This is a genomic window from Corynebacterium sp. HMSC069E04 (assembly GCF_001813175.1).
Lineage (GTDB): Bacteria > Actinomycetota > Actinomycetes > Mycobacteriales > Mycobacteriaceae > Corynebacterium > Corynebacterium aurimucosum.
Genome location: NZ_KV811696.1, coordinates 36,197 through 60,993, shown reverse-complemented (window position 1 = coordinate 60,993; position 24,797 = coordinate 36,197). Strand labels below are relative to the sequence as shown.

Here is a 24,797-nt window from a genome sequence, read left to right as displayed (position 1 = left end):
GATGCCAGAACTTCCCGAAGTCGAGTCTGTTCGCAGCGGACTCGAGCCCTATCTTGTGGGGCGCTCCTTTGCTGCAGTAGATGTTCTCCACCCGCGCGCCAACCGGGGCCAGGAAGCCCCGCTGTCCGCGCTGCTGGTGGGCAGGAAGATTGCCGCGGTGGCGCGCCGCGGCAAGTTCATGTGGCTGGAGTTCGCCGACGAGGATCACACCGACCCAGCTCGCGATGTGCTCTTCATCCACCTCGGCATGTCGGGGCAGGTGCGGATCGGCGAGGTGGATTCGCCGCACGTGCGCATCGCCGCCGTGCTTGATGACGCCACCCGTCTCAGCTTCGTGGACCAGCGCACCTTCGGCTATTGGCGTCTCGGGCCGTGGCTGAGGATGGCACATATCGCTCCCGATCCTCTCGAAACAGACTTCGACCTGACCGCGGCAGGGCGGCGCCTGCGCGCGAAACGCACCGCGGTCAAGGTGGCTTTGCTCGACCAAACGGTGCTCAGCGGGGTGGGCAATATCTATGCTGATGAGGCGCTGTGGGCGGCCCAGATTTCTCCGCTGAAGAAGGCTAGTGCTCTGCGGCAGCGCGATGCCGTCGCTGTGATTTCTGCGGCCGCCGACGTCATGCGCTCCGCCCTCGCCGTTGGCGGAACCAGCTTTGATGCGTTGTACGTCAACGTTAACGGCGAATCCGGATATTTTGACCGTTCCTTGCACGTATATGGGAGGGGCGGTCAGCCCTGTGATCGCTGTGGCGAAGAAATCCTGAAAACCGTGCTAGGTGGGCGTGGTACTCACTATTGCCCGTATTGCCAGAGCCGCGCCGCGGGGAGGAAGTTGGCGGCCAACTAGGACGATTCTGGTGTGAGTTATTAATGTGTAACCCATGCAAGAAATCTTCAGCACCGTGATTGGTGTCATTAACGACAGCCTGTGGTCCTATGTCCTGCCATGGCTGCTTATCGCCGCGGGCCTCTTCTTCGGCATCCGCACCGCCGTGGTGCAGGTCCGCATGGTGCCGGACATGTTCAAGGCGGTCGTCGAGAAGCCCAAGGGCGTCGGCGTCGATGAGGATGCCGACTATGGCGGAATCTCTGCCTTCAAGGCATTTACCATTTCAGCGGCCTCTCGTGTGGGCACCGGCAACGTTGCAGGCGTGGCCGTGGCTATCTCCGTGGGTGGCCCCGGCGCGGTGTTTTGGATGTGGCTCATCGCCATCCTGGGTGGTGCGACAGCATTCGTGGAGTCGACCCTGGCGCAGCTGTGGAAGGTGCGTGAGGGGGACGCCTACCGCGGTGGCCCGGCCTATTACATGTCCCGTGGCCTGGGGTGGAAGCCTTTAGCAACCATCTTCTCCGTGGCCATCGCCATTACCTTTGGCTGGTTCTACAATGCGTTCCAGACCAACGCCATTTCCGATTCTTTGGCGGCCTCTTTTGGCCAGGATTCCGCGGCCTTCAAGGCAGGCGTGGGCATCGCAGTCGTCGCCGTGTCCGGGCTCATCATCATCGGTGGCGTGCAGCGCATCGCCTCGATGACCCAGTTTATCGTGCCGTTTATGGCGGGTGCCTATCTCATCTTGGGTCTCATCGTCGTTATTGTGAACTTTGACAAGGTGCCAGACATGGTCGTCTCGATCGTGGGCTCTGCCTTTGGCTTCCGGGAAGCTGCCGGTGCCACCGTGGGCATGGCGATGCTGAAAGGTATCCAGCGTGGTTTGTTCTCCAACGAAGCGGGCGAAGGTTCGGCGCCGAACGCTGCAGCGACGGCGACGGTGTCCCACCCCGTTAAGCAGGGCCTGGTGCAGACCCTCGGCGTGTACTTCGACACCCTGGTGGTGTGTACAATTACCGCCTTCATCATTCTCTTGGGCACCGATTTCGAGCGTTTCGGCTCTGATGCGATTGAGGGCGTGACGCTGACCCAGAATGCGCTCTCCGGCGTGGTGGGTGAGTGGGGCATCCACTTCGTCACCTTCATCCTGTTCTTCCTGGCTTTCTCCTCGATTCTGGGCAACTACTACCTTGCCGAGTCCAACGTGGAGTACCTCTCCGGGAAGAAGTGGGTGCTGTGGACTTTCCGTCTCATCGTTCTGGCCTTTGTTTTCTACGGTGCGGTGGCCCCGCTAGGTACCGTGTTCGACCTGGCCGATACCGGCGCTGCCATCATGGTTCTGCTCAACGTGTGCGCCATCGTGCCGCTGTCTGGCGTGGCTATCAAGCTGCTGAAGAACTACAACGAGCAGCGCCGCAAGGGCCTGGATCCCGTCTTCCACCGTGATATGCTGCCGGAACTGCACAACGTCGAGTGCTGGGATGGTACGGATCCGGTCACGCGCCGCAGCGCGGAGGACCGTCGCCGTCTCGATCACGAATTTGACTTGAGCGACCGCACAAACTTGAGGGAGTACTAGATGGCAGACACGGCAGCAGCCTCTGCAGGCCATGAACGCCTCACAGCTTTCGTTCTTGGACACGTCCAAGGCGTGGGCTTTCGCTGGTGGGCGCGTTCCCGCGCCCTCGAACTAGGGCTGGCTGGGCACGCGACGAACCTCCAGGACGGACGCGTCCAGGTGGTTGCTGAAGGCCCGCGTGCTGACTGCGAGAAGTTGCTGGCCTTGCTGCGTGAAGAACCGTCGACCACCCACCGTCCAGGCGTGGTGAACGCCGTGGTGGAGCAGTGGGCCGCCCCGCGCGGTGAGTCGGGCTTCATCGAGCGCTAAACTTATTCGAATGCACCTCAAATCGCTCACGCTCAAAGGATTCAAGTCCTTCGCGTCCGCGACGAACCTGAAATTCGAGCCCGGTATCTGCGCCGTGGTGGGCCCGAATGGCTCGGGTAAATCAAACGTCGTCGATGCGCTCGCGTGGGTCATGGGTGAAGGCAGCGCCAAGACACTGCGCGGCGGCAAGATGCAGGACGTCATTTTTGCCGGTGCCGGGGACCGCAAGGCCCTCGGCCGCGCAGAGGTCACACTGACGATTGACAATTCCGATGGTGCCTTGCCCATCGAGTATTCAGAGGTTTCCGTCACCCGCCGCATGTTCCGGGATGGCGCGAGCGAATATGAGATCAATGGGGCGAAAGCGCGCCTCATGGATATCCAAGAGCTGCTGTCTGATTCCGGCATTGGCCGGGAGATGCACATTATCGTGGGCCAGGGAAAACTCGCGGAGATTCTGGAATCCCGCCCGGAAGATCGCCGCGCCTATATCGAAGAAGCCGCGGGCGTGCTCAAACACCGCCGCCGCAAAGAAAAAGCGCAGCGCAAGCTGACGGGCATGCAGGCCAATCTGGATCGCCTGCAGGACTTGACCGATGAGCTGGGCAAACAGCTCAAGCCGCTGGCGCGCCAAGCGGAGGCCGCCCAACGTGCAGCCACTGTGCAAGCGGATTTGCGCGATGCCCGCCTGCGCCTTGCTGGTGACCGTGTGGTGCGGTTGCGCGCGACATTCGATGACGCTGAGAAACGCGCGGCGGTGCTCGCCGAGCAGGTCGAGGAAGTGACAGCCCAGCTGGAAGAGGCGACCGAGATCCAGCTTGAGGTAGAGGCCGAGTTGGGGGATGTCACGCCGCGCGCGGAGGCCGCGCAGAAGCTGTGGTTCGAGTTATCGACCCTCAGCGAGCGAATCTCTGCCACGCAGCGCATCGCGGCCGAGCGCGCCAGCAACGTTGGCTCACAGGTGGCCTACGCGGGCCAGGATCCGGAGGAGCTCGAGGCACGTGGCCAGCGAGCCGATGAGGAGCACGAAGAGTTGCTGGCCGTGGCCGAAGAGGCTGCAGAGCGCTTGGAATCTATCCGGGAGGAAGTGGCCGAGCGCCGGGAAGCCTTCGAGGCTGCTGATAAAGAACACATGGCGCAACTGCGCGCCATTGCGGATCGCCGTGAAGGCGTGGTTCGCCTCATCGCCGCCGAGGAGAACTTGGCGGGTCAGGTCAGCTCCGCGGAGTCTGAGTTAGCGCGTCAGGAAGAGACTTTAGCGAATACGAAGTCGCGCACTAGGGGAGCGCAGGCGGAAGCCGATGAGGTGGCGGACAAGCTGGAGCACTTGGCTGCCGAGCGTGAGCCGCTGGAGGAAGCGCATGTGCGCGCGGCCAGCGAATCTGCCGCGGCCGATAAACGCTTGGAGCAGCTGCGTGATGCCCAGCGGGAGCACGAGCGTACCGTCTATAGTTTGCGCGCTCGGATCGATACCCTTGGCCAGACCGTTCCGGAAGCACTCGAGCTGGGGGAGGGATTCAAACCTCTCGCAGAGTTCATTTCTACTCGCTATGAGACAGCCGTTGCGGCAGCACTCGGATCCTTTGCGGAGGCCCAAGCCGGCGCGGTGAGCGGGGACATCGTGCGCGACTTGGCGCAGGCGAGCCGCACGCCGCTGATCGACGTCGCTGCGGAACCCACCGGTTCAGCCTGGCGCCTTGACGCGGACTTGCCTTCCGGGGCGAGCTGGCTGCTGGATCACATGGTCTTGGTCCCGGAAGTATCGGCGGCGGTGACGCGGTTGCTCTCCGACGTGGTCCTGGTTGATGACTATGGCGCGGCCCGTGAACTTATTGCGGAGGATCCGCGCTTGCGTGCTGTGACCTCTGAGGGCCTACTCGTCGGCGAAGGCTGGGTGGAGGCAGGAACAGGCGCCGTCTCCACCGTTGAGGTAAGCGGCCAGATTGCGGAGGCCGAGCAACAACTGGAATCAGCCACTCATGAGCTGGAGGAGCTATCCGGCACGCTCGAAGGCGCGAAGCTGGCGGCGGACGATGCACGCGTAGGTGCGGCGAGTGCCAAGGCCGCACTGCGGGAGCACGATCACGAACTCGAAGCGTGGAAGCGCGATCACCAGCGCTTGCTCAAGCAGTACGAGGCAAACAAGGCTGAGCATGAAAAAGCCGCCGCCCGAGCCACGGATATCGAGGTGCAGTTAGCCCGCCTGCGCGAAGAATTGGCGGAGGCGCGTGACCGCTTGTCGCGCGTGGACGCTGAAGAGCAGGCTGATGAACCCTCCTCGGTGGAACGCGATGCTGCCTCGACGGCCCTGGAACAGGTCAAGGCCATGGAGGTAGAGGCCCAGATGGCGGCCCGCAGTGCGGAGGAAAAGGTCGGCCAAGCAGCGGGCAGGGGAGAGGCCCTGCGGCGCCAAGCCCAGCACGAACGCCAGGCCAAAGCCCGCCACGACCAGGCGATGGCCCGCCGGCAAGCACAGGCGCGGTTGGCGGGGACTGTCGACAAGCATGCCCAAGATTTGGCTGCCCGGACCGCGCAGGCACTCGAGCGGGCCGCCGAGGAACGCGATGAGCTGGTCACCCAGCGCGGCGTGCTGCAGGGGCGTGCACAATCGGCGAAGCAAGCGGTCTCCTCGACCCGCCAGCAGCTTGATCGCCTGACCGACTCCGCGCATAACTCTGAGATTGCCCGCAGCCAGGCCCAAGTGCGGGTGGATGAGGCCGAGGGCAAGATCGTGGAGCAGCTCGGCATTGCTATCCCCGACCTGCTCAAGGAGTATACACCGGGTGAGGACTTCGATCGCTCCGCCGAAACCAAGCGGTTGAAGCAAGCCGAGAAGGACCTCAACTCCTTGGGCAAGGTCAACCCGTTGGCCTTGGAGGAGTACAAGGCTCTGGAGGAGCGCTATAGTTTCCTGTCCACGCAATTAGATGACGTGATTCAGGCCCGCAAGGATCTGACTGGCGTTATCGAAGATGTGGATGCGCAAATCTTGCAGCTGTTCACGGATGCCTGGCATGACGTGGAAGCGGAGTTTCCCAAGGTCTTCCAGACGCTGTTCCCGGGCGGCGAAGGTCGTCTCATCCTCACGGAGCCGGATGACATGCTGGCCACCGGCATCGAGGTGGAGGCCCGCCCGCCGGGTAAGAAGGTGAAGCGCTTGTCACTGCTCTCGGGCGGCGAGAAGTCCTTGACGGCCCTGGCTATGCTCGTGGCGATTTTCCGTGCGCGTCCCTCACCGTTCTACGTCATGGATGAGGTGGAAGCCGCGCTTGACGACGTCAACCTGCGCCGCCTCATCGCACTTTTCGAGGAGCTGCGTAAGGATTCTCAGCTCATCGTCATTACCCACCAGAAGCCGACGATGGACGTAGCCAACGTGCTCTATGGAGTGACGATGCGCGGCGATGGCGTGACGCGCGTGATTTCGCAGCGCATGTCCCGTGCTGGTGAGGCGCCGGGCACAGCACAGGCGGCGGAGGACGCCACGCGTCTCGGCGTGGATGCCCCGCGCTAGGGTGGGGCTTGCGCCCAGCACTTTTCACCCTCCTTATCGTGCCGGATGTGGGCAACCCTGGCACTATGGAGGGCATGAATACTACTTTTATGTGGATTGCGATAGCAGTCATCGTCCTGATTCTGCTCGTGGTCTTGTTCGTTGTCTTGGGCAAGAAGCGCGGCGAGTCAAAGAAGGTTTCCTTTGATAAGCCCGTGGAGGAGCCTAAGGAGCTGACCCAGCAACAGAAGTCCGGCAACTACCAAGCTAAGTCTGGTTTTAATTTTGCCCCGGCTGGCGGCGGCGCTACCAAGGAGCCTGTGCCGGCAGCTAAGGGCGAGGAGCCCATGCCGGCCGAGCCCAAAGCTCAGCCGCAAGCGGAGAAGAAGTCTGAGCAGCGTGATGCCACCGAGCTAGCGAACGCTCAGCTCAAGGGTGAGGAGGAGACACCGAAGGCAGCGAAGCCTGCGGCGGAACCGACGCCTGAGGCAGAGCCGAAGTCTCAGGCAGAGCCGAAGCCGGAACCCGTCGCAGACGCGAAGCCGGTGAGCGCGCCGGAACCGGCTGCACAGAAGGAGTCGGCAAAGGTAGAAGAAGAGAAAGATTCTTCCGCTGGCGTTGTCGCGGCAGGTGCCGCGGGCGCTGCAGCCGCTGGTGCTGCCGTATCCGGTGCCGCTGCTGTTGATAAGGATGAAGCGGACACGGAGGAAACTGTCCCGGCCAGCGAACCGGAGACTGCTGAACCGGAGCCGGTAGCCGAAGCCCCGAAGGTAGAGGAGGAGACTCCGGAGGAACCTGAGGTTCCGGCTGAGGAGGAGCCTTCTGCTCAGTCTGCGGCCGAAGAAGAAACAGCGGCAGAGGCAGAAGAAGTAGAAGCCGATGCCGATGCAGAGGCAGAGGAGTCTGCCGCGGCGGCGGGGGCACAGGCGGCGTCGGCAAGCGCGGCACTTGAAGCTGAGCCAGAGGAGCTAGAGGTATCCGACGACGCTGAGGTGGTTGAGGCCCCGGCAGCCCAGCCGCAGGAGGATATTGCGCCGGCTGCCGGCCGCTTGGGCAAGCTGCGCGGGCGCCTGTCGCGCTCGCAAAACGCCATCGGCCAAGGCCTCATGGGCATTCTCTCCGCTGGTGACCTGGATGATGATGCCTGGGAGGAAATCGAAGACACCCTCATCATGGCGGATTTGGGTACGAAGTCCACGATGCAGGTCACTGATTCTCTGCGTGAGAAGATTGCGGAGCGCGGAGTGAGCTCTGAGGCGGAAGCCCGCGCCATGCTGCGCGAAGCCCTCATCGAGGTAGGCCACCCGGAGATGGACCGCTCCATCAAGGCCATGCCGAACGATGGCAAGCCAGCCGTCATCATGGTCGTCGGCGTCAACGGCACCGGCAAGACCACCACGACCGGCAAGCTAGCCCGCGTGCTCGTATCGATGGGGCACAACGTCTTGCTCGGCGCGGCGGATACCTTCCGTGCAGCGGCTGCTGACCAGCTGGAGACCTGGGGCCGCCGCGTGGGCGCTACCACCGTGCGCGGCAAGGAAGGCGCGGATCCGGCCTCCGTGGCCTTCGACGCAGTGGCCGCTGGCGTTGACCAAGGCGTGGACGTCGTTCTCGTTGACACCGCTGGCCGTTTGCACACCTCCGTGGACCTCATGGACCAGTTGGGCAAGGTCAAGCGCGTAGTAGAGAAGAAGACGGACGTCGATGAGGTCCTGCTCGTCTTGGACGCGACAGTGGGGCAGAACGGTCTGACCCAGGCCCGCATCTTCCGCGATGTCGTCGACATCACCGGCGTTGTCCTGACCAAGCTCGATGGCACAGCTAAGGGAGGCATCGTCTTCCAGGTACAGGAGGAACTCGGCGTGCCGGTCAAGCTCGTGGGCCTCGGCGAGGGCGCAGATGACCTCGCACCGTTTGAGGTTGAAGGCTTCGTTGATGCCTTGCTGGGGGAGAAGTAGGACCTTATAGATCCCTGGGCTAGACCTAAGTTCTTTCGAGACGCAGCGCCTCCTTTGCGGGGCGCTTTCGTCATCTTCGTCCCATTAAAAATGTGCTTTGGGGGAGGTCACAATGGTAGTCTAGGACAGTCCTGTCTATGTGAGGCTGATTAAACAGCCCTAACAACGGTTCGTGAGGCTACTCTTTCGTGACACTCTTGTATGTCGTCCTCCTCGCAGCTGTCGCAGTGGCGCTAGCACCAGTAGCCGTCAAGGTTGCTGATCGCGCAGCCGGCTACCCGCTAGCCGGCATTTTTATTATCGCCGCGGCACTGTTGGCTAAAGAATTTCCGGCACTGGCCCGTGGCGAAGAACTGTCCTATTCCGTGACGTGGGTGCGTGATGTCATCACGCCAGGCGTCGACGTTAATCTCGCCTTCCGGGGCGATGCGCTGGGCATCTTCTTTGCCATGTTGGCTCTCGTCATCGGCGCAGTGGTGTTCACCTACTCTGCGGCCTACCTGCCCAAAGGCAAAGGCAACGTCAGTTTTTATGTGCTGATGACAGCGTTTACGCTGTCGATCCTCCTGCTCGTGCTGGCTAACGATGTCGTGGTGCTCTTCCTGGCTTGGGAGCTGGTATCGCTGGCGTCCTTCATGCTCATCGCGCGCAGCGGTAAGTCCGGCGAGGCCGGTTCGCAGCGCACGCTGATCCTCACCTTCATCGGCGGCCTTACCTTGCTCACGGGCGTGGCGATTGCCGCAACCGCAGCGGGGACGACGAACCTTGAGGGTATCTTGGCCTCTGATGTGTGGGCTGAGCGCCCGGGCTTAACCACCGGGGTTGCCATTCTCATAGCGGTCTCGGCGTTTACCAAGTCCGCGCAGTTCCCCTTCCACTTCTGGCTGCCGGAGGCCATGGCGGCTGCCACGCCGGTCTCGGCCTTCCTGCATGCGGCAGCAGTGGTTAAGGCCGGCGTTTACTTGTTGATTCGTTTCTCCACCATCTTCCATGATGTTGCAGCGTGGAACTGGCTGCTTATCGTCGCCGGTATGGGTACCGCCGTGATGTCGGCGGTCTTTGCCGTGCAGAAGACGGACCTGAAGAAGCTGACCGCTTATTCCACCGTGTCCCACCTGGGATGGATTGTGGCTACGATTGGCGTTGGCACCCCCTTCGCCATCGCGGCGGCGCTCGTGCACACGCTGGCGCACGCGCTGTTTAAGTCCTCCATCTTCATGCTCATTGGCGTCATCGACCACGAGGCCGGTTCCCGCGATATCCGCCGCCTCGGTGTGTTGTGGAACAAGATGCCGTGGACCTTTGGCTCCATGCTCATTGGTGCCGCCTCCATGGCGGCGGTCCCGCCGCTGTTCGGCTTCGTGTCGAAGGAAGGAATGCTCACCGCCTTCGAGGAAGCTCCAATCGGTTCAACTGGCCAGGTGCTGCTGCTCATCATCGCCGGTGTGGGTGCGTTCTTCACGTTTACCTACTCCGCCAAGATCGTCTTCGGTGCCTTCTTCGATGGCCCGCGCAACATGTCGCATGTTCATGAGGCGCCGGTGAGGCTGTGGCTGCCCGCGGCGCTGCCCGGTGTGATGTCGGTGCCAATTATCTTCGTCATGGGAGTGCTCAATAAGCCACTCGATAACATCGTGGCGGCCATCGGCATGGAGGGCCATTCCCACCTCGCGCTGTGGCACGGCCTGAACGTCCCGCTGCTTATTTCTGTGGTGGTGCTGATCGCTGGCATCATCGCGTTGTTCTTCCGCGGGCCGCTGTGGACCGCGATGGAGGAGCGCCAGCTCCTACCGCGCACCGGTAACCAAATCCTGAAGTGGATTCAGGACGTGTGCGCAGCCTTCGGCCGTTTCGTTGGCCGCATGTCCGATACCCACAACCCGTCGAAGCTGATCCTGCCGATCATCCTCCTAGTCATCATCCTTGCGGGCTCCGCTCTGGTGTCCACGGGTGTCGATGGTGTGGCTCTCAACCTGCGTGTGGACGGCCTTGATAATCCGTGGGACCTGCTGCCGCTGGGAATCGTGGCGCTGTCCATGTTTGGTTTGGTGCGTACACGCAACCGCCTCACAGGTGCAGTAATGATTGGTACCGCGGGAACCGGCGTGACTTTACAGATGTTCCTTCTCGGCGCACCCGACGTGGCCCTGACCCAGTTCACGGTGGAGGCGCTGTCCGTCATCGTCATGATGATGGTCCTGCGCTACCTGCCGGAGAAGTTCCACCCCGTGCAGGACACCAACCGCAAGGTGGGCTCCATCGTCGTAGCCGTGCTCGCCGGGCTCACCGCATTCCTGGGCGTGTGGGCACTGATGGGGCGTCACGAGCGCTCGGACCTGGCCATGTGGTACCTCAACAACGCTCCGGATATTACTGGTGGCGACAACGTAGTGGCCACCATCATCGTGGAGTTCCGTGCACTCGATACCCTGGGCGAGCTGTCAGTGCTGGGCATGGCCGCTGTGGTTATCGCTGCGGTCACCTCGACGCTGCCGCGCTTCCCGTTCACCTCCGGCACACGCCCGGCTCCGTTCGGCCAGTCGCAGCTCAACTCGGTGCCGCTGCGCAAGGGTATTGCTGTGGCCATCCCGATCTTGGTGGTCATGTCCTTCATCGTTTTCTACCGCGGCCACCAGGCTTCCGGCGGCGGCTTCCCGGCGGCACTCATCATGGGTGCGGCCATCGGCTTGACCTACCTCTCGCGCGGTACCGATGAGATTGTCTTTGGTCGCATGACCCCGATTCACCTCACCGGCGTGGGCATCATTGTGGCGCTGGTGGCTGGCTTCATCGGCTACATCCCGACGTCGCATAGCTCCGGTGGTTTCCTCACTGCCATCCATGGCCACGCCCTGGGGCAGCACTGGACGACGTCGCTCATCTTCGACCTGGGCATCTACCTCGCGGTGCTGGGCATGCTCACCATGGCCATCAATGCTTTGGGTGGCTACCTGCGTCCAGGCACTGAGCGGGACTTCTTGCCGTGGGTCCACGATGATGATTCCGCGTTGCCGAATACCCCGCGCGTGGTGCTGGAGGATGTCGACGACCCGTACCCCGAATCCATCAACCCGTCTTCGGACCCACTGGCGCTGCTCAATGACTCCGAGGCACGCCGCCGCGCGTCCTCGCCTCACTACACTCCGGCTAAAGAGGAGAAGAACTCATGATCCTCGCACTGACCATTGCTTTACTCATCGGTAGCGCCGTCTACCTCATCCAGCAGCGCGGCCTCGTGCACATCGTGCTGGGCATGATGGCCTTCGGCCACGGAGCTAACCTCATGCTCTTGGCCACCGGCGTGTACTCCTATCGCGGAGAGTCCTTTCCATCGCAGGTGGGCATGGACCAGATGGCGGACCCGCTGCCGCAGGCCTTTGTGCTGACCGCCGTGGTGATTTCCATGGCTACTTCGACCATTCTGCTGACCATGGCGGCGATGGGCGCGAACGACGACACGGACGTCGTTGAGCCGGTGGATGACAACACCATTGACCACGCTTTCTCCACGCTGGGACGAGACACCCAGAACCGGGAGATTCTGGAGCGCTCGGCCAACAAGATGGACCGTTTGAAAGAACTCGAACAAGAGGAGGACAACTAGATGTATGACACCGTAAGCGCCCTCCTCCCGCTCTTCCCGGCGGTTCCCCTCGGATCAGCGGCGCTGGCGCTTCTTGCGCCATGGCACCGCGTGCGCGATGCCATCATGCTCATCGTTCCGGGCGTGGGTATCTTCGCTTCCTTTGCACTGTTGCTCTACACCATGAACAACGGTGTGGTGGCGCACAGCGTGGGTAACTACGTGGGCAACGCAGGTATTGCCTTCGCGGCCGATACCTTCTCAGCACTGATGCTCATCACGACGATGATCGTGGCCTTCGGTGCCAACTGGTTCGCCATCGTGGGTGGTGAGACCAAGTCGCGCTACTACCCATCGCTGACGCTTATCTTGATCACCGGCGTGTGCGGCGCCCTGCTCACCGCTGATCTCTTTAACTTCTTCGTGTTTATCGAGGTCATGCTGCTGCCCTCCTATGGTCTCATCACCATGTCCGGTACGTGGTCACGCTTGGCCGCCGGCCGCGCCTTCGTGTTGGTGAACTTGTTCGCCTCCACGCTTTTGGTGGTTGGCGTGGGCTATATCTACTCGGTGGCTGGCGTAGTTAACTTGGCGGCGCTGACAGGTGCTGCCGCCGGTAGCGGTCCGGTGACGGTGGCTTCCGGCATCATCGTTATCGCCATCGCCGCGAAGGCTGGCGTGTTCCCCGTGCAATCCTGGCTGCCGCGTACCTACCCGGGCACGTCGGCTGCCGTCATGGGCTTGTTCTCCGGCCTGCACACCAAGGTGGCGGTGTACATGCTCTACCGCCTGTGGGTGCAGCTGTTCGATATGGACCAGCGCTGGGGAACGCTCATCATCGTCATCATGATCATCTCCATGGTGGTGGGCTCCTTCGGTGGTTTGGCTGAGAACTCCATCCGCCGCGTGCTGGGCTACCAGATGCTCAACGGTATGCCCTTCATCCTGGTGATGATGGCCTTCACCACCCACGATGCCCAGCGCGCGCTGGCCGCCGGAATCCTGTACACCATTCACCACATGCTCACGGTAGGCTCCCTCATCTTGGCTTCTGGTGCTATCGAGGAGACGTACGGTACGGGCAGGCTCAACAAGCTTTCTGGCTTGGCGCGCCGTGATCCCATCATCGCGTGGATCTTCGCCGCAGGTGCCTTCTCCGTCGTGGGCTTCCCACCCTTCTCCGGCATGTGGGGCAAAGTCCTCATCGTCGCGGAAGTCGCGCGCACCGGCGGGGCATGGGCATGGACCGTCATCGCGGTGATTATCATCGCCTCCTTCGCCGCGTTCCTGGCCATGCTGCGCGTGTGGCGCCGCGTTTTCTGGGGCAAGGATTTGCCCAAGGAGAAGGTGCCCGATGAGCTGGTGATCCGTAAGAAGCTGATGGCGCCCTCGGCAGCGTTGATCCTGGGTTCGCTGACCATGTTCATTCTCTCCGGTCCGGTCATCAGCGTCACGATGGAAGCCTCAGCGGACTTGTTGGATACGGAGGCTTATGCAGACGCAGTGCTTGGCGACGACCCCGTAGCCTTACCCGACATCGACTCCCTTCAGGAGGGCCGTTAAATGAAGACTGCAGTGCATGCCGTTGTCTACGCGCTATGGCTGATCAAGGAAATCTTTGTCGCGGGTTTCTTGCTCGCCGCAGAATCCTTCAAGCCGCAGAATAGCTACCGCCCGGTAGTGGTGCGGTACCCCTTGCGCGTGACCAGCGCGTGGGAGATCTTCTGGTTCACCTCGTCCATTACCGCAACCCCAGGTACCTTGTCCTTGGGCTTGCGCGAGCCGATTGCAGAAGGCCTGCCGCGTATCGTGCTGGTTCAAGCGGTCATGGGGGATGACCCAGCCAGCATTATGGAAGATCTGGCGGATATGGAGGAGCGCCTCGCCCCGCAGGTGAAAGGTATTGACTATGGCGTTCCTGGGCAGGGTCCCACCAAGGAGCTCGCCTCTACGTTCTACGAGTATCCGCTGGATACACTGGGCCGCCATATGCGCGCACCCGATATCGCGAAGGCGGACGATACCCCGCTTGCCGCGCACGATGTGGAGAAGTATTCCGTGTGGCCCCTGCGCCAGGTTGCGCAGAACAAGGATGCCCGAAAGGATGATAAGAAATGATTGATTTTTCCTCGATGAGCGCCTTTCAATGGGTAGTCTTTGTCTGTATTTTCCTCATCGGCGCATCGGTGTGCGCGGCGTTGGTTTTGGCCTTGCGCTCCCGTGATGAGCTCACCCGCACCGTGATGAGTGACATGGTCTTCTACGGCATGTTGTGCATGTATATTTCGTGGTCCATGACTAATCACGCGTCCATCGTCTATGACATCGCCATGCTCGCGGCTATTGCGGCCGGCGTGCTGCCGACGTTGTCGATGGCCCGCATCATCTCGAAGGGCAGGAGGTAAGACCATGACTATCCCGGAGATTATCGCCTCGATTCTGTTGGTCGTGGCCACGGTCTTGGTCATTGCGACCGCTATCGCCTTGTGGCGTGCGCCTGATGCATTGACCCGCGTTAACCTGTTGGGGCCGACGGTCGGCTTGGCCGTCCCGCTGCTGCTTGTGGCGAAGGTAGTCGTGGATTTTGCCGAGAACGGGTTTTCCCTGTGGTCGCTGATCAAGGTCATGATCGCGTGTTTCGGCGTGTGGATCATCGCCTCGGTGGGCTCCTTCTACATGGGACGCTCCATCTACGGTGTGACCGTCACTGATGTGAAGTACGCCAAGCGTATGCGCAAGAGTGCACAGACCGTTGAGGCCTCTGAGGAGGAGGTTTAGCGCGAACTTTGGAAGTTCGTCTATGGCGCATGGGGCTTCGCACCGCCGCCACACCCACGACGCTAGGATGAATCCTGCACCAACCGTCCAGCCGCGGGTCGACACCGCCGGAGCTAAGGAGTAACAGATGAAGCTCATCACTGCCATCGTCAAACCGTTCACGCTGCCGGACATCCGTGAGGCCTTGGAGCAGCACGACGTGCACGGCCTGACCGTGACCGAGACCCAGGGTTTCGGCCAGCAGCGCGGCCACAGCGAGGTCTACCGTGGCGCCGAGTATGCCACCGACTTCGTGCCCAAGGTCAAGCTGGAGGTAGTCACTTCCGACGAGCAGGTGGAGGATATCCTTTCTGCCATCGTTGACGCCGCCTATACCGGAAAGATCGGTGACGGCAAGATTTGGATTACTCCTGTTGAGGATGTCATCCGCGTGCGCACCGGTGAGCGCGGCGAGGCAGCCCTGTAGAAGTGTCTACGGCCGCTCAACTGCGTGAGGATGCCTATGCCTCGGCGATAGAGCTGACGCAGTCTCTGCAGCTTCCGTCCGGCTGTGCGCTTGCCGCTACGGGTTCTTTCGCCCGCCGGGCGATGACCCCTTTTTCGGATCTTGATCTCATCCTCCTTCACCCGGATGATACGGAGCTGCCCGAAGATGTGGTCGCTGAAATCTGGTACCCCATCTGGGATGCCAAATACCGGCTCGACTATGCGGTGCGGACCCCCAGCGAATTTGGCGCTATCGCTGGTTCCGATCCCGCCGCCGGCTTCGCGCAGCTGGATCTGGCCTTCGTTGCCGGCGACAAGCAGCTCGTGGACTCCACCCGCGCCCAGGTCTATGCCTCGTGGCGCCGCCTACTGCAGAGCAACTTCGACGCTTTCGTCGACCTCGCCATTACTCGCTGGCGCCGTTCTGGCACCCTGGCCACGATGACCCATCCGGATATTAAAAATGGGCGCGGCGGCCTGCGCGATATCCAATTCCTGCGGGCGCTCGCCCTTGGCAACCTCGCGGATGCCCCAGCACTTGAGGAGGAGCAGGCCTTGCTTCTCGACGTCCGCACGCTCCTTCACGTCACCGCCCGGCGGCACCGCGATGTTCTCGACCCTGAGTTCGCCGCGGAGATCGCCCACGAGCTTGGTTTCGCCGACCGCTATGACTTGTCCGCGGCCGTGGTCACCGCGGCTACCGCGGTAGATAGAGCCGTGGAGAGGGCATTGGCGACTGCCCGGGGAGTCGTATCCAAACGCAGCCACAACCGCACACGTAAGCCCCTCGATATTGGGGTGGTTGATGCCGGAGGCGAGATCCGTCTCGCTCGTGCCGCGGACTTGGATGAGCCGTGGCTGCTCTTGCGCGTGGCCGCCGCCGCAGCACGCTCGGGCAGAAGCGTTCCGCCCCATGTCTGGGAGCAGCTGCGCGAGTTACCGGAGCTGCCCGAACGCTGGCCCGCCGCTGCGACGGATGCATTCTTTAGTTTATTGTCCTCGCCGCTCAATACCCCGCGCCTCATTCAGGAGATGGATGCTCACGGCTTGTGGGAGCGGCTCGTCCCAGAGTGGGAACACATCCGAGGGCTGCTGCCGCGCGAGCGCACGCACGCTCATACCGTGGACTACCACTCCATCCTTACCGTCGCGCGCTGTGCAGAAGCACGCACCTCCGTAGCGAGGCCCGATCTGCTGCTCTTGGTGGGGCTCTACCACGATATCGGGAAAGGATATGGTCGCCCGCACGAGCTGGTGGGGGCGGAGATGGTGGCGCGTGCCGCGGCCAAGCTTGGCCTCGACCTGGCGGATCGCTCCCGCGTGCAAACCGTGGTCGCTGAGCACACCACTCTGGCGCGCATCGTCTCCCGTACCGATCCTGTATCCGATGAAGCCCGTGACGAGCTCCTCGAAGCCGTGCGCTATGACTACCTGACTCTAGCGCTCCTCGTCGTACTCGCCCGCACCGATGCTGAATCCACCGGTCCCGGCGTGTGGAACCGCAGGCTGGAGAAAGGAATCGATGCGGTCAGCGGCCGCGCTTTTGCACAGCTAGAAGCTCTGCATCCAGTTCGTCCTCTGGTTGCCGCCGACCGCGTCATTGGACTGCGCCACAACCCCGAGGATGACAGCTTTACCGTCCTGTGGCGCGGCAGCTATCAGAGGGAGGCCGTGCGTGCGTTGGCACTTATCGCCGCGTTGGGCTGGAACATCCTCTCCTCGCGCCTCGTGCGCACTGAGGAGGGCTATGCCGGTGAGTTTGATATTCGCGCTCTTCACGGTGCCATTGACCTCGCGACGGTAGAGGAGCGCCTCGTGCAGTCCTATAAATCAGGGACCTATACCGTGCTGCCTGATTTCGTACCGGGACCGGCGACGGCGATGTGGACTGGGGGAGTCTTCGAGGTTCGCATCGATGACTACCCAGGTACCCTCGGCCACGTGCTCGCGCTGCTTCCGGAGTGCGAGTGGCTATCCACCACCACGCCGGGTGCCACGATGGTGCTTCACGCCGTGCCGCTTGGCGACATCCCCCGCGCTACGCTAGTCCGGAATGTGACCCAAGCACTGGTCAACGGCTAAGCTGGGGAAGTTATAAATTTATCCACGATAGTTGAGGGAGCACTTTTAACGTGTTTGAGTCTTTGTCTGACCGCTTGCAATCAGCCCTGTCCGGCCTGCGCGGCAAGGGCAAGCTGACCGAGGCGGACATCAATGCCACAGCACGCGAAATCCGTCTGGCGTTGCTGGAGGCGGACGTCTCGCTCAACGTCGTGCGCGGCTTTATTAAGCGCATTAAGGAACGCGCGGCAGGCGCCGAGGTTTCCGAGGCACTGAACCCGGCGCAGCAGGTAGTCAAGATCGTCAACGAGGAGCTCATCGAGATTCTCGGCGGCGAGACCCGCCGCCTAAACCTGGCGAAGAACCCGCCGACGGTCATCATGCTCGCCGGCCTCCAGGGTGCTGGTAAGACCACCTTGGCGGGCAAGCTTTCTAAGCATCTGGCCTCCAAGGGACACACCCCGATGCTGGTGGCCTGTGACCTTCAGCGCCCGGGCGCGGTGCAGCAGCTGCAGATCGTTGGCGAGCGCGCGGGAGTCGATGTCTACGCTCCGGATCCGGGTACCTCCCTGGATTCCCACGAGCATGAGATGGGAACCTCCCATGGGGATCCGGTGGACGTCGCCAAGCGCGGTATCGAAGAGGCCAAGCGCACCCAGCACGATATCGTCATCATCGATACCGCCGGCCGTCTCGGCATCGATGAGACCCTGATGACGCAGGCGCGCAACATCCGCGATGCCGTCAATCCGGACGAAGTCCTCTTCGTCATTGACTCGATGATCGGTCAAGACGCCGTGCAGACCGCCGAGGCCTTCCGCGATGGCGTGGACTTCACCGGTGTCGTCCTGACCAAGCTGGACGGTGACGCCCGCGGTGGTGCGGCACTGTCCATTCGTGAGGTCACGGGCAAGCCCATCATGTTCGCCTCCACCGGTGAGAAACTCGAGGATTTCGATGTCTTCCACCCGGAGCGCATGTCCTCGCGCATTCTGGGCATGGGTGACCTGCTGACACTTATTGAGCAGGCGGAGTCCAAGCTGGATCAGTCTAAGGCGGAGGAAGCCGCCAAGAAGATGGGCTCCGGCGAGATGACGCTCAATGACTTCTTGGACATGATGCTCATGGTGCGCAACCTGGGCCCGATGGGCAACCTGCTCAAGATGATGCCCGGCGGCAACAAGATGAACCAGATCGCCGATATGGTCGACGAAAAGCAGCTTGACCGCATCCAGGCCATTATCCGCGGTATGACGCCGAAGGAGCGGGAAAACCCGAAGATTCTCAACGCTTCACGTCGTAAGCGCATTGCCCTCGGTTCTGGCGTGAGCGTGTCTGACGTCAACCAGCTCATTGAGCGCTTCACCGAAGCCAAGAAGATGATGTCGCAGATGGCCGGCCGTTTTGGCATGCCAGGCATGGGCGGTGGGCGTTCCGCTACCAAGAAGAAGCCGAAGGGCCGCAAGGGCAAGAACGGCAAGCGCAAGCCGCCGAAGCGTCGTGGTGGCGGCGGTATGCCGGGGATGGGCGGCGGAATGCCGTCGATGCAAGAACTGCAGAAGATGCAGGAACAGCTCGGCGGCGGCATGCCCGGGCTGGGAGATATCAAGATGCCGAAGGGCATGGAGAATATCGATCTCAACAACCTGGACTTTGGGCAGGGCAAAAAGAAATAACCGAAGAATGCAGCAGCATTCTTCGCTAATAAGGGCCGGCGCTAAAAAGCGCCGGCCCTTGTCGTTCTAAATGGCTTTATCTGCCGGATATGCAGGATAGGGGATAGGCTCCGCCGGTGTGGTCGGAGGCGTCTCAGCGGACTGAGGCACTATGGGGCTGTCCGTCGGGATCTGCGGGGGCTGCTGCTGCACCGTCTCGCCCTTGAGGAAGGGGGTGATGGCTTCACGGATGAGCGGGATGGCCGAATCCGCGAAGGCCTTGGTGAAGTGGTGCATATCGCGGTACACCATGATATTGCCGATGATGACCGGGCAATCGCCGTTGGCATCGCAGAACCACGTCGAGGTGTCCACGGCCAGCATGTTCTTGTACTGGGAGAGGACTTCGGCGCCGGGGTCATAGGGAGCGTAGACCTCTTCGAAGCGCATGCCGCATCCGAGAGAATCCTGGGTGGCTACGTAGCACTCATCAAACTGGAGGCCATTGCCGTGCTCATCGAATCCCCACGGGTTATCACGGAAACCCAAGAAGGGAATATCGTGCTTGGCCAATTCGTCCCAGAAGGCCTTATAGCCGGGCGGGACGGCGTCTGGGCCGTGACCCAAGGGCTGGCCGGGTCGCGTTGAATTAGAGACCACGAGGGCCGGGTCCGCATCGATAATGCGCTTGACCACTTCCTTGCTCCACTCGGCACAGGAAGGCTTCACACTCAGTTCATCGCCGAGCTCGATGGGGCAACCCACGCGGGTGAGCGGAACCAGCTTGAAACCCATCTCGCGGCCCAAGTGATCCAAGGCCGAAGAATACTGCTCCGCGTGCGAACCGCCCACCAGGTAGACCTCGACATCGGAGTTGACATCACCGAAGATGCACGGCGTCACGCCGTCCTTCTGGGTCTCGATGAAGTAGTCCGTTGGCTCTTGCTCCGGGATGAAGCACCAGTTGTCGGCGACTGGCGGCTGAATGCCGCGCGCGAGAATCGGGTCAGGCTTGATCTCTACGTTCTCAGGCGGCGTGATGTTCTCGACGAAGGTCGTCGCTCCTGGGTAGAGCTTCGGGTCGAGCATTTCGTGGTTCGCTTCCTGCAGGCTGCGCAGCCACAGCGGTTGAACGGCCACGAGCGCAACGGTGCAGGCGGCAACGAGGACTCCGCCAACGCCCCGCAGAGCGCCGGTGCGAGTGCGAAGGTCGGCGAGGCCGCGGTGGACGGGGAGGTCGTCGGCAAGCGGGCGTTTGCGGTGCTGGCGCAGGGGCTTCTCGACGAAACGATGCGTCAGGTCCGCCAAGCCCAGCGACACCATGATGATGATGGCCCCGAGCCACCACGGAGGGGTGTCAAGGCCGAGGGCGGCGATGGAAATGATGAGCAGCGGCCAATGCCACAGGTAGAGCGGGTAGGCGATATCACCGAGCCAGCGAGAAACTCGGGTGGTGAGCACCCGTGAGAAAGACCCGCCGGAACCAATGATGATGAGTACTGCACCGCCGATGGGCAGAAGAGACAGCGGCCCAGGGAAGGCCAAGCTATCGGAAATAAGCAGGCCGGTACCAGCCAGAGCCGCCAAGCCGAGAGCCGTGGCGAGGTTGGACAGGCGCTGCGGCATGCGCAGGTGCGAACCATAGATAACGAGCACCGCGCCCAAAGTTAGCTCCCAGGCGCGCGACCATGTGGAATAGTAGTTTTCCGGGGTGCCAAAGAGGCCGTCGCGGGATGCATAGGCAAAAGAAACGACGGTGACTACGAGGAGGATCGGGCCCGCGATGGAATTAATGGAAGAGAAACGCTGTTCTCGCAGGCCCGTGTTCTTGGGGCGCAGGCGCATGAAAGCGGCCAGGCCGAGAGCGAAGAAGATACCCAGCAGGTAGAACTGGCCCTGCACAGCCATGGACCACATGTGCTGCAGTGGTGACGTAGTTGCTGAAGCGGCTGCGTAGTCAGCGTTCTGCCGTGCTAATTCCCAGTTCTGGTAGTAGAAGACCGTCGCAGTGATCTGCTTGGTCAACTCCGTGTTTAAAAGCTTCGGGGCGAAGAGTCGGACAAGCACATAGCTCACGCCGATGACGAGCACGAGGGAAGGCACCAGCCGGCGGAGCGTGCGCCAGATGGGCCACCACGGGTTCAAGGAGGCATTCGGCCGTGCGGCATAGCGCAGCTGCGAGCCTAAGAAGAAGTATCCAGAAAGCAGGAGGAAGACATCGACGCCACCTGAGACACGACCAACGAAGACGTGGTACAGAACAACCAAGGCGATCGCGATGCCGCGGAGGCCGTCAAGGTCGTAACGGTAGCGGAATGTAGAGGGGGCTTGTTTATTCATAAAAAGAGGAGTGTGTGGCGTCGAAATAACCGCATTACAGACTACCCCCTTCGCGGGGTAAGGCCTAACTCTGCAAGAGCTAAGGGGGATTTCCTATCTTGTGTGGGTTCCGCTAAAGTTGGTGGGGTTGTTCACGCACAGCGTGGAGGACACATAAAACTTCATCTCTGCGTAACGCCGGTACCGCCTACGGACGGCCGGCACGTCACGCGCAGGATAAATCCAAGGGTTGAACCGGCGCGCCACCAAGCGGCGCGTGTCTGAACTGCCCGGTGACTAGAAAAGGAGCCAATCATGGCCGTTAAGATCAAGCTGCAGCGTATGGGCAAGATCCGCAACGCTGAGTACCGCGTTATCGTCGCTGATGCACGCACCCGCCGCTCCGGCAAGGCTATCGAGAACATCGGTATCTACCAGCCGAAGCAGGAGCCGTCCCTGATCCAGATCGATTCCGAGCGCGCTCAGTACTGGCTGGGTGTCGGCGCGCAGCCGACCGAGCCGGTTCTCGCACTGCTCAAGGTGACCGGTGACTGGCAGAAGTTCAAGGGTCTGCCGGGCGCAGAGGGCACCCTGAAGGTTGCTGAGGAGAAGCCGTCCAAGCTGGACCTCTTCAACGCTGCTCTGGCTGAGGCCAACAACGGCCCGACCATCGAGGCCATCACCGAGAAGAAGCGCAAGGCCAAGGAAGAGGCTGAGGCTAAGGCTGCCGCCGAGAAGGCTGCTGAGGAAGCCGCGGCCGCTGAGGCTGCTAAGGCCGAGGAAGAGGCCGCTAAGGCTGAAGAGGCCGACTCCGCTGAGGCTGAGGAGTCCGCAGAGTAATTTCTACTCGGCTAAAAGATTATCCCCGCTGACCTGTCGGTCGCGGGGATTTTTAGTGCTTAGGATCGCCCGGGGTGGTGCGCTTCCAGAGGATTGTCGAAGTCCAAGCCGCGGACAGCGGAGGCTATGACCGATTGCGCCAAGGTTTCCACCTTTTCCTCCGGTAGCGACCTCAAATGACCGCTGAGGCACAAGACTGTGAAACCGTGCACAGTGGACCAGCCGGCCAGGCAATTCTGCATCATGTGTTGCTTACTGGGTTCCTGTCCGATGGAGCGCGCATACTGCTCCATGTAGCCGTAGAAATTGAATGTGGCCTGCACGCGTAGGTCCTCGCCGGGGCCCTCGGCCGCGGCCGCGAGTCCAGCTGGAATATCAAAACCGCTCGTGGCCATCATGCACTCGAAGAAGTTCTGCTCCTCCAAGGCGTAGTGGTAGTAGGCAAAACCAGCCGCCATCATCTTGTCGACGATGGTGCCTTCCGTCTCTTCGAAGGCCTCGCTGAGCTTGGTAATGAGTTCGTAGGTGGCGACGTCCGCGACGGCATCGAGAAGCGCGGCTTGATCCTTGAAGTGGCGGTAGGCGGCAGTAGGGGAGACACCGACCGCGCGCGTTGCGGCGCGAATCGTCACCGCCTCCGGTCCTCCCTCTCGGCCAAGCTTGATGGCCTCCTGGAGGATCTCTTCATGCAAATTTCCATGGTGATACGGCTTCGAACTACTCACACTATAAGAATAGTACTAAAAGTCTATACATTCGCGCTAGTGTGTGGTGTCAACATGGTGAGCAGCATGAGTGCAGGTTCCTCGCTACATGTCACCGCATGCGGCACGTACGCCGGAAGGTGCACTATGCGTCCGGGAGCGAGCACCTCATCCTGTTCCTCGCAACTAAAAATCACCGATCCCCGGAGCACCTGCACGGTGATGGGGTGTGCGGCCTTGTGATCAGGTAGGTCTTGTCCCGGCAGGAATGAAAAGAGGATGAGGTTTGCGCCGTCGGCACTGAGGACCCTCTTAACGGCTGGTCTGGGGCGTGTGGGGTGCGGCTCGGGGGCCTCATCGAGCAGATTCAGCGTTGCGAGGGCGGCGCTGTTGTGGGAGGCGTCGCCAAAGGTGGTTGCATCATTGATGGGAAGCTCAGTCATGCCGCCCCAGCGTAGCCCGTTAAGCTAGCAGGCATGGAACTACTCATTGGTCGCGTGGTGAAATCCCACGGCATTAAAGGCGAGGTCTCCGTCGAGGTGACCACCGATTCCCCTGAGACCCGATTCGCCGTCGGCGAGGTCCTTCACGGTAAGCAAGGTAAGAAGGAACATGAGCTCACCATTGCAGCGGTGCGCGCCCACAAGGGACGCCTGCTCATCACGTTTAAGGAAATCCCAGACCGCACGGCCGCGGATTCCCTGCGTGGCACCCAGTTCTTCGCCGAACCCCTGGATGACCCAGAAGACGACGGCTTCTATGACCACGAGTTGGAAGGCCTGCGCGTCCTCCTTGATGGCAAAGAGGTAGGTGAGGTGACCGGCGTGACGCACGGCCCCACGCAGTCCCTGCTGGAAGTCACGCTCACCGAAGGCAAAGAAGCGCTCGTGCCCTTCGTGGAGGAGATCGTGCCGGAGATCGATCTGGAGGCGGGGACCTGTACCATCACCCCGCCGGAAGGGTTGCTCGACCTATGAGGATTGACGTTCTCACCATTTTTCCGGAGTATCTCGACCCGCTGCGCCACGCGCTGTTGGGCAAGGCCATCGAGCAGGGGAAGCTCGCGGTGGGCGTGCATGACCTGCGCCAGTGGGCCACCGACGTGCATAAATCCGTTGACGATTCCCCTTATGGGGGCGGCCCTGGCATGGTGATGAAGCCTGAGGTGTGGGGGCCGGCGCTTGACGACGTCTCCTCCGGCATCGCCTCCACCCAGGACCTGCAGAGCGCCCTGCCGCACCTGAGCAAGCCGCGCCACGATGACATCCATGGCGTCGAGGCGCGCTCTTATGGTGAAAGCGAGGATTCGGACAAACCGCTGCTCATCGTGCCGACCCCTGCGGGCACGCCCTTTACTCAGGCCGATGCGCAAGCTTGGTCCGCGGAGGAGCATATTGTGTTTGCGTGCGGGCGCTACGAGGGCATCGACCAGCGCGTCGTCGACGATGCGCAGCACCGTTACCGCGTACGTGAGGTCTCCATTGGCGACTACGTGCTCATCGGCGGCGAGGTAGCTGTTCTCGTCATTGCTGAAGCCGTCGTGCGCCTCATTCCTGGTGTGTTGGGGAACCGGCGCTCGCACGAAGAAGATTCCTTCTCCGATGGCCTGCTGGAGGGGCCCAGCTACACCAAGCCGCGCGAGTGGCGCGGCCTTCAGGTTCCGGACGTGCTGACCTCCGGTGACCACGCCCGTGTGGACCGGTGGCGCCGCGAGCAGTCGCTGGCGCGGACGTGGCAGCGCCGCCCAGAGTTGCTGGATGCAGCGGAGCTAAGTGACGCCGATCGCGCCTACCTGGAAACCTTAAAGGAGGATTGAGATGGACGTGAGCACTGACTTGTCAATACTTATGACCGAAGCTGAATGGAACAAGGTCCTCGAAGGTATGCCGCAGCGTTTGCGTGAAGGCGGAGTCGAGCCACAGGACATCAACGCCGAGGTCGTGTCATTTACCTGCGAACCCGACAACATTCTGGTCAACGAGTACATGGATAAGCACGGTCAGCCACCGGTGGGTGAGCACGTGTGGAGGGTCATCGTCAACGGCTCTTCAGATTTACCGCTGACGAAGGTCACCGCGGCCGTCGCGGACTGTTTGCCGCCGCACACATTGTGGTACGGGACCTCAGAGATTGGTCACACCGAGTTTGGGCTGGGCACTTCCTGCGCGTGGCAGGGCGGGGTATAGGGTGAGAAGGTCTT

General features: G+C 61.6%; 21 protein-coding genes. 18 read left to right on the top strand and 3 right to left on the bottom strand.

Annotation, left to right across the window (positions count from 1 at the left end; all coding sequences use genetic code 11):
- Position 1 precedes the first annotated feature (1 nt).
- From mutM to ffh, 14 genes are all read left to right on the top strand, one after another.
- Positions 2–850 (top strand): bifunctional DNA-formamidopyrimidine glycosylase/DNA-(apurinic or apyrimidinic site) lyase, encoded by an 849-nt coding sequence (mutM, locus tag HMPREF2896_RS10260; protein ID WP_070562751.1) that lies wholly within the window; start codon positions 2–4, stop codon positions 848–850.
- 34 nt (positions 851–884) lie between these two features.
- A complete protein-coding gene (locus HMPREF2896_RS10255; RefSeq protein WP_070562754.1) occupies positions 885–2,411 on the top strand; it encodes an alanine/glycine:cation symporter family protein in 1,527 nt (508 codons plus the stop codon).
- Positions 2,412–2,720: an acylphosphatase gene (locus HMPREF2896_RS10250; RefSeq protein ID WP_070719450.1), complete on the top strand. Its 309-nt coding sequence runs from the start codon at positions 2,412–2,414 to the stop codon at positions 2,718–2,720.
- Positions 2,721–2,730: 10 nt separating this feature from the next.
- Positions 2,731–6,234, top strand: coding sequence for a chromosome segregation protein SMC (gene smc / locus HMPREF2896_RS10245; protein WP_070719448.1), 3,504 nt, complete (start codon positions 2,731–2,733; stop codon positions 6,232–6,234).
- 74 nt (positions 6,235–6,308) lie between these two features.
- The gene (gene ftsY / locus HMPREF2896_RS10240) at positions 6,309–8,171 is read left to right on the top strand and encodes a signal recognition particle-docking protein FtsY (protein ID WP_070719536.1); all 1,863 of its coding nucleotides are present in this window, start codon (positions 6,309–6,311) and stop codon (positions 8,169–8,171) included.
- Between the two features lie 188 nt (positions 8,172–8,359).
- Positions 8,360–11,341: a DUF4040 family protein gene (locus HMPREF2896_RS10235; protein ID WP_070719445.1), complete on the top strand. Its 2,982-nt coding sequence runs from the start codon at positions 8,360–8,362 to the stop codon at positions 11,339–11,341.
- Positions 11,338–11,775, top strand: coding sequence for a cation:proton antiporter subunit C (locus HMPREF2896_RS10230; RefSeq protein WP_010190439.1), 438 nt, complete (start codon positions 11,338–11,340; stop codon positions 11,773–11,775). Before HMPREF2896_RS10235 ends, HMPREF2896_RS10230 begins: the two co-directional genes overlap by 4 nt.
- Entirely contained in the window at positions 11,776–13,317 is a 1,542-nt protein-coding gene (locus HMPREF2896_RS10225) for a monovalent cation/H+ antiporter subunit D family protein (RefSeq protein ID WP_070719443.1), read from the top strand. It begins immediately after the preceding gene.
- A complete protein-coding gene (locus HMPREF2896_RS10220) occupies positions 13,318–13,872 on the top strand; it encodes a monovalent cation/H+ antiporter subunit E (RefSeq protein ID WP_070719442.1) in 555 nt (184 codons plus the stop codon).
- Positions 13,869–14,159, top strand: coding sequence for a cation:proton antiporter (locus HMPREF2896_RS10215; protein WP_070445483.1), 291 nt, complete (start codon positions 13,869–13,871; stop codon positions 14,157–14,159). Before HMPREF2896_RS10220 ends, HMPREF2896_RS10215 begins: the two co-directional genes overlap by 4 nt.
- Before the next feature lie 4 nt (positions 14,160–14,163).
- The gene (locus tag HMPREF2896_RS10210; RefSeq protein ID WP_070445486.1) at positions 14,164–14,532 is read left to right on the top strand and encodes a Na+/H+ antiporter subunit G; all 369 of its coding nucleotides are present in this window, start codon (positions 14,164–14,166) and stop codon (positions 14,530–14,532) included.
- A 127-nt stretch (positions 14,533–14,659) separates the two neighbouring features.
- Positions 14,660–14,998 carry a P-II family nitrogen regulator gene (locus tag HMPREF2896_RS10205; RefSeq protein ID WP_070445489.1) on the top strand — a complete coding sequence of 113 codons (339 nt, stop codon included), beginning with the start codon at positions 14,660–14,662 and terminating at the stop codon, positions 14,996–14,998.
- A gap of 2 nt (positions 14,999–15,000) precedes the next feature.
- Positions 15,001–17,100: a [protein-PII] uridylyltransferase gene (locus HMPREF2896_RS10200; RefSeq protein WP_070719439.1), complete on the top strand. Its 2,100-nt coding sequence runs from the start codon at positions 15,001–15,003 to the stop codon at positions 17,098–17,100.
- A 50-nt stretch (positions 17,101–17,150) separates the two neighbouring features.
- Positions 17,151–18,755: a signal recognition particle protein gene (gene ffh, locus HMPREF2896_RS10195; RefSeq protein ID WP_070719437.1), complete on the top strand. Its 1,605-nt coding sequence runs from the start codon at positions 17,151–17,153 to the stop codon at positions 18,753–18,755.
- A 66-nt stretch (positions 18,756–18,821) separates the two neighbouring features.
- On the opposite strand, the gene HMPREF2896_RS10190 is transcribed toward ffh, so the two are convergent.
- Positions 18,822–21,074, bottom strand: a complete 2,253-nt coding sequence (locus HMPREF2896_RS10190) for an acyltransferase family protein (protein WP_070719434.1) — start codon at positions 21,072–21,074, stop codon at positions 18,822–18,824.
- A 294-nt stretch (positions 21,075–21,368) separates the two neighbouring features.
- Here HMPREF2896_RS10190 and rpsP point away from each other — a divergent pair, with 294 nt between their 5' ends.
- On the top strand, positions 21,369–21,893 hold the full coding sequence (rpsP, locus tag HMPREF2896_RS10185; RefSeq protein WP_070445501.1) for a 30S ribosomal protein S16: 525 nt from the start codon (positions 21,369–21,371) through the stop codon (positions 21,891–21,893).
- A gap of 59 nt (positions 21,894–21,952) precedes the next feature.
- Here the strand turns inward: rpsP and HMPREF2896_RS10180 are convergent, their stop codons facing one another.
- Positions 21,953–22,618 (bottom strand): TetR/AcrR family transcriptional regulator, encoded by a 666-nt coding sequence (locus tag HMPREF2896_RS10180; RefSeq protein ID WP_070719432.1) that lies wholly within the window; start codon positions 22,616–22,618, stop codon positions 21,953–21,955.
- 23 nt (positions 22,619–22,641) lie between these two features.
- Entirely contained in the window at positions 22,642–23,040 is a 399-nt protein-coding gene (locus HMPREF2896_RS10175; RefSeq protein ID WP_070445506.1) for a cupin domain-containing protein, read from the bottom strand.
- A gap of 33 nt (positions 23,041–23,073) precedes the next feature.
- On the opposite strand from HMPREF2896_RS10175, the gene rimM reads away from it, so the two are divergent.
- The 3 genes from rimM to HMPREF2896_RS10160 are packed head-to-tail and all read left to right on the top strand — an operon-like array spanning position 23,074 to position 24,783.
- Positions 23,074–23,574, top strand: coding sequence for a ribosome maturation factor RimM (gene rimM, locus HMPREF2896_RS10170; protein WP_070643806.1), 501 nt, complete (start codon positions 23,074–23,076; stop codon positions 23,572–23,574).
- Positions 23,571–24,413 carry a tRNA (guanosine(37)-N1)-methyltransferase TrmD gene (gene trmD / locus HMPREF2896_RS10165; protein ID WP_070719430.1) on the top strand — a complete coding sequence of 281 codons (843 nt, stop codon included), beginning with the start codon at positions 23,571–23,573 and terminating at the stop codon, positions 24,411–24,413. Before rimM ends, trmD begins: the two co-directional genes overlap by 4 nt.
- 1 nt (position 24,414) lies before the next feature.
- The gene (locus HMPREF2896_RS10160; RefSeq protein ID WP_070445512.1) at positions 24,415–24,783 is read left to right on the top strand and encodes a hypothetical protein; all 369 of its coding nucleotides are present in this window, start codon (positions 24,415–24,417) and stop codon (positions 24,781–24,783) included.
- Positions 24,784–24,797: the final 14 nt, after the last annotated feature.

What these genes read in the sequence shown, in the direction of transcription:
- HMPREF2896_RS10215 (WP_070445483.1), top strand. Translation starts at nt 13,869, where the DNA reads ATGATTGATTTTTCCTCGATGAGCGCCTTTCAATGGGTAGTCTTTGTC.
- HMPREF2896_RS10160 (WP_070445512.1), top strand. Translation starts at nt 24,415, where the DNA reads ATGGACGTGAGCACTGACTTGTCAATACTTATGACCGAAGCTGAATGG.
- HMPREF2896_RS10220 (WP_070719442.1), top strand. Translation starts at nt 13,318, where the DNA reads ATGAAGACTGCAGTGCATGCCGTTGTCTACGCGCTATGGCTGATCAAG.
- ftsY (WP_070719536.1), top strand. Translation starts at nt 6,309, where the DNA reads ATGAATACTACTTTTATGTGGATTGCGATAGCAGTCATCGTCCTGATT.
- HMPREF2896_RS10205 (WP_070445489.1), top strand. Translation starts at nt 14,660, where the DNA reads ATGAAGCTCATCACTGCCATCGTCAAACCGTTCACGCTGCCGGACATC.
- HMPREF2896_RS10210 (WP_070445486.1), top strand. Translation starts at nt 14,164, where the DNA reads ATGACTATCCCGGAGATTATCGCCTCGATTCTGTTGGTCGTGGCCACG.
- HMPREF2896_RS10190 (WP_070719434.1), bottom strand. Translation starts at nt 21,074, where the DNA reads ATGAATAAACAAGCCCCCTCTACATTCCGCTACCGTTACGACCTTGAC.
- HMPREF2896_RS10250 (WP_070719450.1), top strand. Translation starts at nt 2,412, where the DNA reads ATGGCAGACACGGCAGCAGCCTCTGCAGGCCATGAACGCCTCACAGCT.
- trmD (WP_070719430.1), top strand. Translation starts at nt 23,571, where the DNA reads ATGAGGATTGACGTTCTCACCATTTTTCCGGAGTATCTCGACCCGCTG.
- HMPREF2896_RS10230 (WP_010190439.1), top strand. Translation starts at nt 11,338, where the DNA reads ATGATCCTCGCACTGACCATTGCTTTACTCATCGGTAGCGCCGTCTAC.
- HMPREF2896_RS10225 (WP_070719443.1), top strand. Translation starts at nt 11,776, where the DNA reads ATGTATGACACCGTAAGCGCCCTCCTCCCGCTCTTCCCGGCGGTTCCC.
- smc (WP_070719448.1), top strand. Translation starts at nt 2,731, where the DNA reads ATGCACCTCAAATCGCTCACGCTCAAAGGATTCAAGTCCTTCGCGTCC.
- mutM (WP_070562751.1), top strand. Translation starts at nt 2, where the DNA reads ATGCCAGAACTTCCCGAAGTCGAGTCTGTTCGCAGCGGACTCGAGCCC.
- HMPREF2896_RS10255 (WP_070562754.1), top strand. Translation starts at nt 885, where the DNA reads ATGCAAGAAATCTTCAGCACCGTGATTGGTGTCATTAACGACAGCCTG.
- HMPREF2896_RS10175 (WP_070445506.1), bottom strand. Translation starts at nt 23,040, where the DNA reads ATGACTGAGCTTCCCATCAATGATGCAACCACCTTTGGCGACGCCTCC.
- rpsP (WP_070445501.1), top strand. Translation starts at nt 21,369, where the DNA reads ATGGCCGTTAAGATCAAGCTGCAGCGTATGGGCAAGATCCGCAACGCT.
- rimM (WP_070643806.1), top strand. Translation starts at nt 23,074, where the DNA reads ATGGAACTACTCATTGGTCGCGTGGTGAAATCCCACGGCATTAAAGGC.